We start from the raw sequence: 15,842 nt of genomic DNA on the forward strand, positions 1-15,842 counted from the left end.
CCTATAAGCTATTATTTTGCTATTATTCCTAATTTTAAACTTTAAACAATAAACTGTCGAACAATTATGGGCTTAATGTCATTTTTTAAAGGTGTCGGAGAAAAAGTTTTCGGAGGACACAAAGAGGTAGAACCTGCTAAAGCTGCGGAAGTTGAACCACTAAGAGCAAGTGCTTTGTTGGCACACGTAAAGAGTTTAGGTTTACCTTACAACTCTTTGACCGTGAAAACTGCTGGTGATACAGTAATTTTAGAAGGTGAAGTTGCTAAACAAGAAGATTCAGAAAAAATTGCTTTGGCTGTTGGTAACGTAGAAGGCGTAACTGTGGTTGATAATCAATTGAATGTTGCTGAACCTGCTGAAGAAGCAAAATACCATGAAGTAGTTAAAGGAGATTCTTTGTCTAAAATCGCTCAAGAATACTATGGCGATATGATGAAATACCCTGTGATTTTTGAAGCTAACAAGCCGATGTTATCACACCCTGATAAAATTTATCCAGGTCAAGTATTACGTATTCCACCATTGGCGTAATTTTTTAAGGATAGTAAAGAAAGAAGGGAGGAAGAAAAATAAGAGAGAGACGAATAAGTCTAACTTCTATTTTTCTTTCTCCCTTTCTCCTTTAACCCTCTTCTCCTTCCTGCTTTCTACTCTTTCCTCTTTTCGCTTCTACTTCTTTCTGTTTCTTTTCTCGGCTTGCTAAGGCTTTTAATTTCTTTTCCATTTCTACTGGATAACCCAATAAATCCCGTAAAACAACTGAGGCACAACCGCCACCAAATGCTGCTGGCATATAAGAAATGGTACCATAAGCAGATTTCTTGAAGTTTGAACCATCCGTTAGCATTAAAGACTCCTCAATCATTTTTTCGGTAGAATAAACGGCTTTTATTCCCGATGAAATACCCAATTTACGCAAACGTTTCCGCATGAGTGATGCCAAGTAACATTCACGAGTATCAAATAAATCGGCTGTCCTGATTTTGGTAGGGTCAACTTTTCCACCTGCACCCATTGATGAGACGATTTTTAACCCTTTTTTATGTGCCGTTGTCAATAAGGTCAATTTTGGCGTAATGGAATCAATACAATCCATTACATAATCAAAAGGTTGACTACTTAATATTTCTTCGGCGGCTTCGGGTGAAAGAAATTCACGAATAGAAGTCAGCTTTAATTCTGGATTAATTGCCAATAAACGTTCAGCCATCAAATCCGCTTTGGGTAGTCCGTGCGTAGTAGCAAGGGCAGGTAATTGACGATTACGATTTGATGGGTCAACTACGTCACCATCCACAATGGTCATTGTTCCCACGCCCGAACGAGCAATAAATTCGGCGGCAAAAGAGCCAACGCCACCCAGTCCCACGACTAAAACATGGGCATTTTGCAATTTTTGGAGTCCATCATCTCCAACTAATAATTTGGTTCTTCCAAGCCAAGCTAAATCACTCATTTAATTGGTGTTAGGATTTAGGTGTTAGGGGTTGGGAGTACATTCATAATCCCTAAAACCCAACTTTCAACAGAAACGTCTGCCTTCCCTACTCACTAACTTTATAATCTTTAAAAATATCTGCAACACTTATTTCAAAATCCTCTAAAACGGGTTTAGCGGAACAAATATCGTCATCAAAACAAATTTTGACATCTTTCCGAGAAGTGTAAACATAAACGACTTCTTGCTCAGGAATGATATGCCAAACTACTTTTACATCTGCTTTGAAATACTCAATTAATTTTGCTTCAACATCAATCAGATGGTCATTTGGCGAAATCACTTCGATAGCGAAGGTAGGAATAACATCAATTCCTTCTCGACCTTGATAAATTTGTTCTCTGCTAAAATAAGCAATATCGGGTCTTCTCATTTGGAATTGAGTAAGCATCACGTCAGGTTCAGCCATCAATGTCCCTTTTCTGTGATACCCTTTCTCAATAAATAATATATTAAGAATATCAAAGATGTAGTATTGTTTCTTTTTCATACCTTCAAATTGAACTAACTCATCGTTATACCATTCATACTTCACGCCATCGTTGGGTTGTTGCCAATCCAAAAATGCTTCCAACGTTTTGGGAAATTGTATGATGTTATCTTGTATCTTGACCATTGGAATATTATTTTATTAAGAAAATTAAGTGCTTCAACAAGATTAGTTTAGCTTATTTTATCTTAAAGTGTTTAACGTGTTGAAAGTTAATGCCTTATGGAAACAAATCAACCAATAACTAATTTCCAGTAACTAATTTCCAGTAACTACTTACCCTACCGTTTCCCGAATTTGATAATCGGTAGCTTTATCTGAATTTCGGGTCATTAATTCCCCAATAAATCCTGCTACAAATAGCTGAACGCCAATAATAATGGCAACTAATGCCAAGAAGAAAAGTGGATTATCGGTTACATTTCTGAATTTTAAATGATTGGCAATGGCATAAATTTTATCCCCAATCAAATACAAGGTTATGATTGTTCCAATCATGAAGGACAGTATGCCGAAACCGCCAAAAAGGTGCATCGGTCGTTTGCCGAATTTTTGGACAAAAGTAATAGAAAGCAAATCTAAAAATCCGTATAAAAAGCGTTCAATACCAAATTTGGTTGTACCGTATTTTCGGGCTTGATGTTGTACTACTTTCTCACCAATTTTATCAAAACCATTCCATTTTGCCATTACGGGAATGTATCGGTGCATTTCGCCGTAAAGTGTTATTGTTTTGATTACTTCATTTTTGTAGGCTTTTAATCCGCAATTAAAATCATGTAAATAAACGCCTGACATTGAGCGGGTTGCGGCATTGTAAAGTTTAGTTGGAATGGTTTTAGTAATTGGGTCAAAACGCTTTTGTTTCCAACCTGAAACTAAATCAAAATCATCTTCCATTATCATTTTGTACAATGCTGGAATTTCGTCGGGACTATCCTGCAAATCGGCATCCATCGTGATAACTACCTTTCCTTTTGCATCCTTAAAACCTACATGAAGAGCCGCAGATTTACCGTAATTTCTACTGAACGAAATACCTTTGATATTTGTATTTTTCTCTGAAAGATTTTTGACCACTTTCCAAGAATTATCACGACTACCATCATTTACAAAAATGACTTCGTAGCTAAATTTATTTTCATTCATCACCCGTTCTATCCAAGCGGCAAGTTCGGGTAATGATTCATCTTCATTATAAAGTGGTACGATGACTGATATGTCTAACATATTTATATCTGTAAGGTTTTACTTTTTGTTGCCACGAAGGCACAACGTTTCAAAGTTTTAGTTATTAATATTTTGTGACTTAGTGTCTTTGTGGCTAAAATCAAAATATCAAATAATATTCTTTTAAAAGCTTTTGAAAATCATGGGTATAATTTTCGTTTGAATCTTTGATGAATAGTTCTTGGTTTTCAAACTCTTGATTTGCTTGTCCAAAGGTCGTAATAATTCTTAATATTTTACTTCCTTCTCGATGTCTAATCGTAAGTTTTTTGTGTGGATAAAGTTCTTTTGAAACAGATAATTGCTCAAAAACTGAACTCTCATACGCAGGCAATAAGACAACAAATGTGCCATTAGGAGAAAGTAATCTTAAAACAGCCTCTACCAAATCCTCAAAAGAAAGCGTATCTGTATGCAGTGAATTATTACGAGATTCGGTTTCAGACTTTAAATGATTCTGGAAAAATGGTGGATTACTAACAATTAAATCGTACTGATTTTGATGTTCAAGGTGTTCCGCAAATGATTGAATCGAAGTATTGAAAACATTTATTTGCTCTTTGAAAATACTCTTTTGAATATTATTAAATGCCTGATTATAAGCATTTATGTCAATTTCTACGGCATCAATTTTTGCATCAGTGCGTTGGGCGAGCATCATGGCTACCAATCCCGTTCCTGTGCCAATATCCAAGACTTTTTTAGCTTTATCAACACTTGTATAAGCACCCAAAATACAAGCATCGGTGGTTACTTTCATCGCCGTTTGGTCTTGATGAATAGTGAATTTTTTGAAAGAAAAGTGCGTATTAGCAGGCATAATTTTGATAAAATACAAAATTACGGGCTTTCGGGTCATTGAGGTTTATAAAGTGCTATTTATTCTCGCATTTGTATGCTAACTCATTGTTTCTTCATTATTTATTTAACAGTGAAAATTAATCTTCTTATAAGATTGGATACTATTTTGACACCTTAAAATAAGTAATATTTTACAAAACATTAAAAACTTTTATGATTTAATAATAAATATTTAAAAACATTTTAATTTTTTTATAAAAGTTTTCTATATTTGGCATATCATTTCTATTTAAGTAAGTGGGATATTTAAAAATATAGAATTAGTAAGGGATAGAATTAGTAATTTGGTTTGATATTTAGCAGACTTGCCACTTGCTGCTTTCAATATATTTAACCAATACTCAAATGAGCACTAAAAAACTATCAAATAAGAACCGAATAATCAAGCAACTGTATTTTTCTGGTTCGATGTCGTGTGCAGACTTTAGTATGCAACTCAACAAAAGTCTTCCATTTATTACCAAATTGGTGAATGACTTGGTGGAGGAAGATGTCATTGTAGAAACAGGGTTTGCTCCTTCAACGGGAGGACGAAGACCATTGATGTATTCTCTTAAACCTGAAACATTGTACATTGTCTCGGTTTCGATGGATCAATTTATTACGAGAATTGCTTTGATGGACACGAATAATCAAGTAATTGGGGAAGTTGAGAAGGTAGAGTTAGCCCTAAGTGATAATCATAATTCATTGTTAACGCTTTATGAAGAACTCGAAAAATTTATTCAGAGCTCCAAAGTTGATAGGAAAAAGATTGTTGGTATAGGCATTGGAATGCCTGGTTTTGTGGATATTAAAAATGGGATTAACCATAGTTTCCTAAAAACTCCGCTTACGTATGGTAATGAGAGTATAACCCAATTTATCTCTGAAAAACTGGATATTCCCGTTTTTATTGATAACGATTCGAGTGTAATTGCTTTGGCTGAACTTCGTTTTGGGGAAGGTATCAATCGAAAAAATATAATGGTTGTCAATGTGGGTTGGGGAGTGGGTTTAGGAATGGTTTTGAATGGCAATTTGTACCGTGGAGCAAGTGGATTTGCTGGAGAATTTAGCCATATTCCACTTTTTACCAATAATAAATTATGTAGTTGTGGCAAGAGTGGATGTTTGGAAACAGAAACTTCTTTATCTGTTTTAATAGAAAAATTCAAAGAGGCTATTGCACAAGGAAGGGTGTCAAGATTAAAAGAAGTTCCCGCAAATAATATTGAACAAGCGAGTGAATTGATTGTTCAATATGCCATTGAAGGTGATAGACTTGCGGTTGAACTTTTATCAGAAATTGGGTACAAAATTGGGCGTGGAGTAGCTATACTTATTCATCTTCTGAATCCAGAATTAATCATTTTGAGTGGAAGAGGAACGCAAGCAGGACAAATTTGGCAAGCTCCTATCCAACAGGCACTTAACGAGCATTGTATTCCAAGATTATCACACAATACACCTATTAAAATTTCAAAATTAGGCTTCGATGCTTCACTGATTGGTGCGGCGGCTTTAGTGATGGAAAATTATGACCATATTTATTCTTCGTAATATGGAATCATAATTTTGAGGAGAGGAAAGGATAAAGCGAAGTCATGAACATAAATTATCTGTTTTTTTATAATTTATACTTACTCACTTTATCACTTTTATCCTATGGGAAGAAAACTACTTCTCCTTGTCGTTATGCTCATAATGATAAGCGACCCCGTATTTGCTCAATCAATCACAGGGCAAGTCGTATCTAAAACCGATGGACAACCACTAATTGGAATGTCCGTCAAAATTAAAGGTACAACCGCTGGAACAACCACCGACTCTAAGGGAAAGTTCAGCTTAAACACTTCATCACAAAGTACCCTCATTTTTACTTACATTGGCTACAAAACACAAGAAGTATTAATTGGTGGACGCTCAGTCATTAATGTTGAAATGGACGAAGATGCTTCGCAACTCTCAGAAGTTGTGGTGACAGCTTTGGGTGTGTCAAAAGACCAAAAATCACTTGGTTATGCTACCACGACTATTAAGGCAGAGTCTATTACTCGCACAGGTTCGCCCAATTTTGCTTCGGCACTTTATGGAAAAGCCCCAGGTGTGCGTATTGCTTCTGCCCCAGGTGGTGCTACCAGTGCAGTAAACATTACTATTCGTGGAACAAACTCAATTACTGGAAGAAGCCAGCCATTAATCATCATGGATGGTGTGCCAATCAGAGATGGAGAAGTAAACAATGGTAATTATTGGGGCGACCAAAGACTAAGAGGAAATGGTTTATTAGATGTAAACCCAGAAGACGTAGAAAATATTTCTATTCTAAAAGGTGCTTCGGCAGCGGCTCTTTATGGTTCGGAAGCGGTAAATGGCGTTGTTTTAATCACTACCAAAAGTGGAAAAGGTAAAAAAGGTTTTAGTGTTGATTTAAATGCTAATTATAGTGTTGATAACATTGCTTTTTTACCAAGATACCAGAATGTCAGAGGACAAGGTTACATGACAACTTTTGCCAATGCAGGACAAGATGCCAACGGATTTTTGTATTATGACACCAACGGAGATAACGTCAAAGAAACCAGAGGTTTAATTGGAACATCGGTAAATTTTGGTCCTAAATTCGATGGAAAACCAGTTTTGTCGTGGGATGGCGTGATGAGACCTTACGAGTCGCAAGGAGATAATTATGCAGGTTTATTCCAACAAGCACGCAATTCAAATGTCAACTTGGCAATTTCTCAAGCATCCGAAAATGCTAATATTCGTTTCTCTTTAACCCATCAAGAAAATCAAGGTTTGAGCATTGGAGCTACCAATAGTAAAAATATCGCCAATCTTAACAGTTCGTTCAAATTAGGCAAAAAATATACTGCCGACCTTGTGGTAAATTATGTCAATCAATACACACACAACCGTCCGTATTCAATTGACCGAATGATGAACAACTTTACGGGTATGATGCCTCGTTTTGATAATGCCGCATGGTATCTGAACAAATACAAAACAAGTTTAGGGTATCGTTTTGTAACAGGCTCAAATCAAAGTTTAACGCCCGACGAAAACATTAAATATGGTGGTTTCAGAGGAGATATTGCTGATTATATCTGGCGTGTCAAAGAACACAATGAAGATGAATATAGCAATCGTGTTATTGCGAGTATGACTCATAATTTCCAGATTACCGATGACTTGAAATTGAGAGGAAGAATTGCCACAGATTTTACCTCTTTAAGAAGTGAAAGCAAACAATCAACTGAAATTCCATTGGCATTTGGCTACTCAGGTTATTTCGGTATGACTTCAAATCTTTATAATATTCTTTATGGAGATGTATTGTTGACATACACCAAAAAAGTATCAAAAGACGTTCAGTTGACTGCAATGGCTGGTTATACTGCTACTAAAGAATCAAGAAGTTATTTAGAAAGAGGTACAAATGGCGGATTAAGTACGGAAAATCTATTCGACGTGGCGGCATCAGTAAACACGCCAGTGAGTAATTCAGTTAGAAATTCGGTGGCAAAAGACGCTTTTATCGGAACAGTTAATTTTGATTACAAAGGTTTCTTATTTGTGGAGGGAACATTGAGACGAGATAGAACGTCAACCATGAACCCAAATAACAATACCTTCCTTTATCCTTCAGTCAATTCAAGTCTTGTATTCTCTGAGGCACTCAATTTACCAAATTATGTAACTTATGGTAAACTACGGGCATCGTGGGGTATTGTAGGAAATTATCCGCAGATGTATTTGGCCAATATTGCTTATCAACAAAATACGTATGGTATCCAGCAAACAGGCGGAAAATCAGTGCTTTATACAACATTACCAAGTGCTTTTGGTAATGATTTAATCAAACCAGAGCAAAAACACGAATTTGAAATCGGTTTAGAAACTAAGTTTTTCAAAAATCGTCTGGGTTTAGATATTTCTTATTACAACGCCAAAATTGTTGACCAAATCTTACCACTAACCTTAGCACCTACTACGGGAGCAGCATCGGTTTTAAGTAATATTGGTATTTTGAGAAACGAAGGAATTGAAGTTGCTTTGACTGGTTCGCCTATCAAAACCGCAAAATTTTCTTGGGATGCAGGAATCAACTTTGCTGCCAATCGCAACGTAGTTGAACAATTAGCCAATGGTTCAACTGAATTACTCCACGCAGATTATGACGGAAATGCCGCTCAATTACGCTCAGTGGTTGGTCAGCCAATGGGAGATTTTTACGTTCACCCAATTGCAACGAATACCAAAGGAGAGAAAATCGTAAACGCTTCGGGTCTTTATGTTTTAGACAATGATAAAATGATAAATGTTGGCAATGCCATGCCTAAATTGACAGGCGGTATCACCAATACTTTTAGCTACAAAGGTTTCACATTAGACGTTTTGGCTGACTTCCGTTGGGGCGGTTATATTATGCCTACGGGGTTAAACTGGATGATTAGTAGAGGTTTGTTAGAAGAAAGTACCAAATATATGGATGCCGAAAGCGGAGGCTTGAAATATTATGTAAGCAACGGAAAAGGCATACAAACAACGGCGGATAAAGGACCAAACGGCGAAACTGTTTATAACGACGGTATGCTAATGGATGGTGTTTCGGTGGGTGGCGAAAAGAATACAAACGTCATTTCACAAGCCGTTTATTATTTCAATACTTATAACTGGGGTGGGCCACAGTATAGCTCTGCCCGTTATGAATTGTATGTACAAGAAAATTCATATATCAAGTTGAGAGAACTTTCTTTAGGCTATAATGTTCCTGCGAATATCGCCAGAAAGATTGGAGCAAAGAAAATGACAGTATCGGTATTTGGCAGAAACTTAATGTACATCTACCGAACCATCAAAGATATGGATGCCGAACAAACAACGGCTGGTTCTCGTTGGTTTGAAACCCTCACGAACACAGGAACGAACCCTGCAACTCGCTCAATTGGTTTTATGGTAAGAGCAAGTTTCTAACATCAAATTCATTCTGATATAAATTCTGAAAATATGAAAAAAATACTTTTTATACTATCAATGGCACTTTCTATGACTTTTGTGGCTTGTCAAAAGTCAGATTTTGAAGAAAGTTATGCCGACCCTTCAAAGATTTCTGTAACCACCGTAGAAAAACAATTTACAGGTTTTTTAGGCTCAAATAAAAGCTACGTTTTGCCTGATTACGGTAATTACTTCGTAGTGCTTAGAACAACGCTCAATCATTACACACAAGTGGTTGGTTGGGAAAATTCGCCAAATCAGTATAACCCAGGTTCGGCAGGAATCAACGACAGATGGACAAATTATTACAATTTTTTAGCTCAATATCGTGAACTTGAAAAAATATACGCAAAGTCAACCGCCGCCGAGCAAGCTGATAAGCGTATTTATAAAATTGCTTCTGCTATTTATTTTTATGACCATACTCAAAAAGTGGTTGATTTGCATGGTGATATTCCGTTTTCAAGTGCAGGAATGTTGAGCATAAACGGTGGTGATTACACTAATTCATTTGCTAAATATGACAATGCGGAGACTGTTTATACCAAAATGTTGGACGATTTGAAGGCTTTTGCTGATGAAATGAATACGATTACGGTAAAAGCTGGAATTTTGACGGGATTCAAAACTCAAGATTTTGTGAATAAAGGGGATTTGATGCTTTGGAAAAAATATTGCAATTCATTGAGAATTAGAATGTTGATGAGAGCATCGTCTTCAAGCAAATTCCAAAGCAGAGCAACGGCAGAAATGACAGAAATTTTAGCTAATCCAACGAAATACCCTGTTGTTTCTGCTAATGCCGATAATATCCAAATTAATGTGTTTGATATCAATACTGAAATTCATTCAAAAGGGTTTCGTAATGGTTTAGAAGATTGGGACGGGAATTTGGCAGGAAAAGCAATGATTGACCACATGAACGCCAATAAAGACCCACGTATCAAAGTGATTTTTGAAGCAGGAGATAATGCAGTTGGCGTTTATAAAGGTTTAGACCCATTGGCGGAATCAGCGGTACAATCAGCGGCTATTGCGGGCGGAACACTTTCTCGTTACAATCGCTCAACATTTAGCCGTAACCAATTTTTTCCAGGTGTACTCATCAATGCCGCAGAAGTTAGCTTTTTCATTGCAGAGTTTTACTTGAAAAATGGAAATAATGCTTCGGCAAAAACGGCTTACGAAAATGGAATCAAACTTTCAACGGAGGCATATTACAAATATCGTACTTTGAGTAACGACAATACCGTTCCTGCTGCCACCGCAGCGACTACGGCAGAGGTTCAAAGTTATATCAATAGCTCAGGAATTAATTGGGCAAATGCCAATACTGATGCCGATAAGCTCAGCTTAATTGCAAACCAAAAATGGATTCATTACGGAATTTTACAACAAACTGAAAACTGGGCGGAAATTAGAAGATTTGATTTGCCGAAACTTTCTTTCCAAGCAGATAATTCGAGTGTTCAGAAACAACCGCCTTTACGTTGGGTGTATCCGTCGAGCGAAGCGGTTTATAACACCGTGAATTATAGCGAAATAAAGGCTAAGGATAATTTGACAAGTAAAATATTTTGGGATAATCAGTAGTGGTTTTACGTATAAAATCACCGAAGATTATAAAATGAATTCAAATATAAATTGGGATAATGGTTGAATATCTCTACACCTGTTACATTTTATTTTAAAAGGCATTGAAATATACTTCATCATAATTTATCAAACCTATTTACCATAAAAAGCCGTTAAAAGTAAAGTGATTTACGATTAACGGCTTTAATTTTGAGAATATACTACGCTTCTTCTTTCGTTCTAACTTTAATATTCAAGACTTCCACCAATAAAGAGAAAGCAATGGCAAAGTATAAATATCCTTTGGGAACAGCCCCAATGTGCGAGCCTAAAATAGAAACATTGGCATTATGAGCAGCCTCAGCAATGAGCATAAAACCAATCATAATCAAGAATGCCATACCTAACATTTGAATAGAAGGGTGACGATTCACAAACTCGCCCACTGGCCCAGAGAAACCCATCATAATAAAAATAGAAAGCACCACAGCGGCAATCATAATTGGTAAAACCTGCGTTAAACCGATAGCCGTAAGAATAGAATCAATCGAGAAAACAATATTAATCAAAGCAATTTGAATAACAACCGCCGTTAATTTATCTGAAGCAGAGGTTTTTGGTTTCGCTTCATGTTCGTGTTTTTCCAACTTCTCATGAATTTCTGACGTTGCTTTGTACAATAAAAATAATCCACCAATGAATAAAATTAAGCTCTGTCCTGATATTCCTGCATGAAACCAACCCCAATTAATGTGTGTAAAAGGTTCTTGTAGAGAAATAATAAATGACAACCCAAATAATAGGATGACCCTAAAACCCATTGCCAAGAGCATACCGATATTTCGAGCTTTAGGTTGGTCTTTTTTGGATAATTTATTAGCGGCAATTGAGATAAAAATGATGTTGTCGATTCCTAATACAATTTCGAGGAAAGTCAGGGTGATTAAACTAACAATATTGTCGGCTGAAAGTAATTCTTGAAAATTCATTGATGTTTTGGTTTATTTAGTTTAACGAATAATGAGTTGCTGATTTTAGCACTAAACTCTGAAATCTTAATTATGAGAACCAATCTACTAATAACCAATTCCCAATAACTACTTATAACTCCTTTCTACAAAAATATTGAGATTCGGGGATATTCAAAACTCATTTCTTTATAAATGGTTATATTACGATGTTTTTTCTTGTAAAATCTTTATGAATAGTTTTATAAAAAAAATTAGACCTTTAAACCCAATATGAGTAAAAGTCAGGGTTAATTTGTAGTTTTGTAACAGATTTTATAATTTCAATGTCATATTAAATTTAGTGTATGCCATTTACAGAACAATTCTTCTACTGTAATGGTATAAATTTTGGTGACTCATTGTTAGTTTTTAAATTATTCCCCTGACATTTTCCTAAAAATATATTTCAATAATGAAATTCGTCGTATCTTCTTCAGTCTTACTAAAACAGCTCTCGGCAGTTAATGGCGTTATCGCTAACAACCCAATTGTTCCAATTTTGGAGAACTTTTTGTTCCAAATTGACCAATCTCAACTTACCGTAACAGCCTCTGATTTACAGACTGTTATGATTACGACATTGACAATTGAGTCAACCGATTCTGGTGCAATTGCCGTTCCTGCTCGTTTGTTGTTGGATACCCTTCGTGGTTTACCCGACCAACCAATTACGTTCAAAATTGATAGTGAAACTTTCGGAACAGAAATTATTACCGAAAATGGTCGCTATAAATTATCGGGCGAAAATCCGATAGATTTCCCGAAAGTACCACAAGTAACTAAAAGTCTTTCGGTACAAATTCCTGCTGATGTATTAGCAGCAGCAATTGCGAATACAATCTTTGCCGTTTCAAATGACGATTTACGTCCAGCCATGACGGGTGTTTACGTACAATTATCACCAGAATACACCAATTTCGTAGCCACTGACGGACACCGTTTGATTCGTTACAGAAGAGCAGACGTAAAATCTGAATATGATTCTACGATGATTATTCCACGTAAGGCATTAAACTTGTTAAAATCAACGTTGCCATCTGACGATACCACCGTTACGGCAGATTTTAGTTCAGCCAATGCGTTTTTCAGTTTCAATAATATCAGAATGATTTGCCGTTTAATCGACGAGCGTTTCCCTGACTATGAAAATGCGATTCCTCAGAACAATCCAAATGTCATGATGATTAATCGTGCAGAGTTTTTAGGTTCATTGAAACGTATTTCAATTTATTCAAACAAAACAACGCATCAAATTCGTTTGAAATTAGCGAAAAATGACTTAGTTATTTCAGCGGAAGATTTGGATTACTCAAACGAAGCCAACGAAAAACTCATGTGCGACTATGACGGCGAAGAAATGGAAATTGGCTTCAACGCAAAATTCATGGTAGAAATGTTGGGTAACATCAGCTCAAACATGATTTCGTTGGAAATGTCACAACCAAACCGTGCAGGCTTAATCATTCCTTCTGACAAAAAAGAAAACGAAGATATTTTATTATTGGTAATGCCAGTAATGTTGAATACTTATGCGTAATTCAGTAAACAGTTATCAGTTAAAAATGAAAAATAACTCTCTTGAAGATGAATTATCGCCTTCTCAGAAAAAAACTTGGACAACAATTAAAGAAGGTTTTGAAGAGATGAAATTGATTGAGGCGGGGAAGATGAAAACAACTCCTGCAAAAGATTTCTTACTTGAATTAAAAAGAGAAGGATATTTATAAAAACAGGCTTGCGAAACATATTCGCAAGCCTGTTTTGCTTTAAGGGCTTTATAATCATATATTAGCGTATAATTTACGCAGATAAATAGGCAATAACCGCATGAATAAGAACTCTATAGAATATTTAGCTTACCTATTAGACAAAGCCAAACAAGACCGAAAAGATAATGCTATCGTTTTTTTAGGGGCGGGTGCTTCTGTTTCTGCAGGCATTCCGCTTACTCATGTTATCGTTAGACATATCAAATTAAAATTCAGAAAAAATCCTATTATAAAGCAAAACACCAGTAACGATTATTATCAGTTGATGGGTGCTTTAACTGCCGATGAAAGAAGAGATTTGTTTCATGATTATGTTACAAGAGATAAAGTAAAACTCAATATTGCCAATGTCTATTTAGCTCAATTACTGAAATTAGGCTATGTAGATTATATCGTTACTGTCAATTTTGATGACCTGATTTTAAAGGCGTGTACACTATTTAATTTCTTGCCCCCTGTTTATGATATTTCTAACATCAAAACAATCACCACTACTGATATCCGTACCAATTCTGTCATATATCTGCACGGGCAATATTTTGGGCAGTGGTTGTTAAACAATGAGGAAGAACTTATAAAAGTTGAAGATGAAATTTTAAACTTATTCAATACCATCAAAACCCGAAGAACGTGGGTTGTGATAGGTTATAGTGGTAACGATGGCATCTTTGAAAAAATTAAAGCATTAGGGAGTTTTTCTAATGATTTGTTTTGGGTTAAGAAGCAACTGAATGCTGTGGACGACAAGCACGTGATTGATTTTTTAGAAACTCCCAATGTAAATGCTCATAAAATAGAAGGCTATTATGCCGATTCATTCTTTTTGAAACTTCATGCCGAATTAAACAGATTAGACCCTAACCTCAAAGCTCCTGATATTTTTTATAAACCATTTTCTTTCTTAAAATCTATGATGCAGAGTGTGAATGAGTTGAATGAAAATGACGACCTGAGCAAGCAAACCGCTAATTTGATAAAAGTTTGCAATAGTAGAATTTCAAAAGCTATTGACACCTTTGAAAATGAAAGAACTATTGAAGCCTTGAACCAAAATATTATTGATGCTTATATTAAAGGCGATTTTAGTGAAGAGCAAGCGAAGGAGTTTGAAAATGAAATAATAACTCATAACTATATTGATGCGAAAGAAGAACTATCTGAGTATTTTAATAACTGGGGAAATAGCTTATCTGATTTAGCTAAACTAAAAAGAAATGAATCTTTATTTTTAGAATCCTTTGAAAAATACCAAAAAGCAAGTGAACTAAATCCTAATAATGGTATTATTTATAATAACTGGGGATGTGCATTATCTGATTTAGCTAAACAAAAAGGCGATGAATCTTTATTTTTAGAATCAATTGAAAAATACAAAAAAGCAAGTGAGTTAAATCTTAATAATGTCGTTATTTATTCTAATTGGGGAAATACATTATTACAATTATTTAGATTAAAAGGAGGTGAACAGTTACTCATTAAAGCAGAAGAAGTATTAAAAAAAGGCATTGAATTAGGTGGAGGTGTATATAACCTTGCCTGTTTGTTTGCCGTTCGTAAAGACAAAAATAATGCTTTAGCATATTTAGAAAAATCATTAATAAATAAGGGAATTTCTATTAAACATATTGAAGATGATGATGATTGGAAAGATTTAAAAACGGATATTGATTTTATGAATTTGTTAAACAAATATAGGTAAAATAATGCTATTAATCTTTTCAGAAGGCAATAATTGAGTAATTTGAGGTGAAGTAACAGGCTTGCGAATATGTTTCGTAAGCCTATTTTATTTTTTCTGAACTAATAAAAATTAATTAAATAATTCAATCTGATAATTGGCAAGATTCTTGAAAGTGTAGAGATAGAAATAATATCTATCAAGTCTTTTTCGTTTAGGTACAAAGACACAGACACATGAAAAAAACACAAGTATTCATTTTTGCTATATTCGTTTCTTTAACTTGGCTTTCGGGCTGTAAAACGGTTCAACAAGCACCCGTAATTACAAAAACGGAAGAAGAAGTTATTGCAGAAATACCTCAAGAACAAGGAGTTACTTTTTTTGAAGGAACATTGCAAGCAGGTTTAGAAAAAGCAAAAACTGAAAATAAGCTAATCTTTGTAGATTGCTATACTACGTGGTGTGGCCCTTGTAAAACCTTGAAACAATATACTTTTAAAGATGCCAATTTAGGGGATTTTATGAAGCAAAATTATATCTGTTTGGCCATTGACATGGAAAAGCCAGAAGGAATAACTATTGCAAAAAAATACGGAATAGAAGCCTATCCAACGCTTTTGTTTTTGGATAAATACGGCAGAGTAGTCAATCATCAAGTAGGCGGAATAGGAGCGGAGGCATTGTTAGCAAAAGCAGAACAAACCGTCAGAAAATCAATGTAGCCTTAGTAAATAGTTTAATA

13 protein-coding genes are annotated in these 15,842 nt (G+C 35.3%); 8 read left to right on the top strand and 5 right to left on the bottom strand.

Features of this window, described 5'->3' with window-relative positions; translation table 11 throughout:
* Positions 1–66 precede the first annotated feature (66 nt).
* Positions 67–534 carry a peptidoglycan-binding protein LysM gene (gene lysM, locus VB796_RS14210; protein WP_323347226.1) on the top strand — a complete coding sequence of 156 codons (468 nt, stop codon included), beginning with the start codon at positions 67–69 and terminating at the stop codon, positions 532–534.
* A 91-nt stretch (positions 535–625) separates the two neighbouring features.
* On the opposite strand, the gene VB796_RS14215 is transcribed toward lysM, so the two are convergent.
* The 4 genes from VB796_RS14215 to VB796_RS14230 form a co-directional block, all read right to left on the bottom strand.
* A complete protein-coding gene (locus VB796_RS14215) occupies positions 626–1,459 on the bottom strand; it encodes a tRNA threonylcarbamoyladenosine dehydratase (protein WP_323347227.1) in 834 nt (277 codons plus the stop codon).
* Positions 1,460–1,547: 88 nt separating this feature from the next.
* A complete protein-coding gene (locus tag VB796_RS14220; RefSeq protein WP_323347228.1) occupies positions 1,548–2,117 on the bottom strand; it encodes a Uma2 family endonuclease in 570 nt (189 codons plus the stop codon).
* 150 nt (positions 2,118–2,267) lie between these two features.
* Positions 2,268–3,221 carry a glycosyltransferase family 2 protein gene (locus VB796_RS14225; RefSeq protein ID WP_323347229.1) on the bottom strand — a complete coding sequence of 318 codons (954 nt, stop codon included), beginning with the start codon at positions 3,219–3,221 and terminating at the stop codon, positions 2,268–2,270.
* A gap of 100 nt (positions 3,222–3,321) precedes the next feature.
* Positions 3,322–4,080, bottom strand: coding sequence for a tRNA1(Val) (adenine(37)-N6)-methyltransferase (locus VB796_RS14230; protein ID WP_323347230.1), 759 nt, complete (start codon positions 4,078–4,080; stop codon positions 3,322–3,324).
* 347 nt (positions 4,081–4,427) lie between these two features.
* Here VB796_RS14230 and VB796_RS14235 point away from each other — a divergent pair, with 347 nt between their 5' ends.
* The 3 genes from VB796_RS14235 (at position 4,428) to VB796_RS14245 (ending at position 10,658) form a co-directional block, all read left to right on the top strand.
* On the top strand, positions 4,428–5,624 hold the full coding sequence (locus VB796_RS14235) for an ROK family protein (protein ID WP_323347231.1): 1,197 nt from the start codon (positions 4,428–4,430) through the stop codon (positions 5,622–5,624).
* A 105-nt stretch (positions 5,625–5,729) separates the two neighbouring features.
* Positions 5,730–9,041: a SusC/RagA family TonB-linked outer membrane protein gene (locus tag VB796_RS14240; protein WP_323347232.1), complete on the top strand. Its 3,312-nt coding sequence runs from the start codon at positions 5,730–5,732 to the stop codon at positions 9,039–9,041.
* Between the two features lie 33 nt (positions 9,042–9,074).
* A complete protein-coding gene (locus tag VB796_RS14245; protein WP_323347233.1) occupies positions 9,075–10,658 on the top strand; it encodes a SusD/RagB family nutrient-binding outer membrane lipoprotein in 1,584 nt (527 codons plus the stop codon).
* Positions 10,659–10,861: 203 nt separating this feature from the next.
* On the opposite strand, the gene VB796_RS14250 is transcribed toward VB796_RS14245, so the two are convergent.
* A complete protein-coding gene (locus VB796_RS14250; protein WP_323347234.1) occupies positions 10,862–11,629 on the bottom strand; it encodes a TerC family protein in 768 nt (255 codons plus the stop codon).
* A 433-nt stretch (positions 11,630–12,062) separates the two neighbouring features.
* Between VB796_RS14250 and dnaN the strand changes: the two genes are divergently transcribed.
* The 4 genes from dnaN (at position 12,063) to VB796_RS14270 (ending at position 15,822) form a co-directional block, all read left to right on the top strand.
* On the top strand, positions 12,063–13,187 hold the full coding sequence (gene dnaN, locus VB796_RS14255; protein WP_323347235.1) for a DNA polymerase III subunit beta: 1,125 nt from the start codon (positions 12,063–12,065) through the stop codon (positions 13,185–13,187).
* 25 nt (positions 13,188–13,212) lie between these two features.
* Positions 13,213–13,377 carry a hypothetical protein gene (locus VB796_RS14260; RefSeq protein WP_323347236.1) on the top strand — a complete coding sequence of 55 codons (165 nt, stop codon included), beginning with the start codon at positions 13,213–13,215 and terminating at the stop codon, positions 13,375–13,377.
* Positions 13,378–13,477: 100 nt separating this feature from the next.
* The gene (locus VB796_RS14265) at positions 13,478–15,118 is read left to right on the top strand and encodes a TPR end-of-group domain-containing protein (RefSeq protein ID WP_323347237.1); all 1,641 of its coding nucleotides are present in this window, start codon (positions 13,478–13,480) and stop codon (positions 15,116–15,118) included.
* 215 nt (positions 15,119–15,333) lie between these two features.
* A complete protein-coding gene (locus tag VB796_RS14270; RefSeq protein WP_323347238.1) occupies positions 15,334–15,822 on the top strand; it encodes a thioredoxin family protein in 489 nt (162 codons plus the stop codon).
* The last annotated feature ends 20 nt before the right edge of the window (positions 15,823–15,842 follow it).

It is taken from the genome of Arcicella sp. LKC2W (assembly GCF_034931005.1).
In the GTDB taxonomy this organism is placed as follows: Bacteria; Bacteroidota; Bacteroidia; order Cytophagales; family Spirosomataceae; genus Arcicella.